The 204-nt window shown below is 67.2% G+C and carries 1 protein-coding gene; it reads right to left on the bottom strand.

All coding sequences use genetic code 11. The features are described 5' to 3' along the window. Positions 1 to 139: IS110 family transposase (locus tag IH09_RS38710; protein WP_190233554.1), on the bottom strand; the 139-nt coding region annotated here is incomplete at its 3' end. Positions 140 to 204 lie beyond the last annotated feature (65 nt).

Raw genomic sequence — 204 nt, 5'->3', positions numbered from 1 at the left:
TGGCGGTCAGGATCGCCGTCTCGTCGTTCTCGATCTTCTTCGACCACAAGGTCGCGCCGGTCTCATCGACCACCGCGGCCCAGTGGTGGCCTTTACCGGCATCGGCACCGGCCCATACCCGGGCCTGTCGCTCGCTCACTCGCCCCTCCTCGTTCCGCACGGCTTGCCGTCGGCCCGAGGAACACCCCGCTGTCATCTCCGTAA

Origin of the sequence: Streptomyces celluloflavus (assembly GCA_000720995.1) — a bacterium.
GTDB classification, from domain to species: Bacteria; Actinomycetota; Actinomycetes; order Streptomycetales; family Streptomycetaceae; genus Streptomyces; species Streptomyces celluloflavus.
This window is presented reverse-complemented; position numbering and strand designations above follow the sequence as displayed.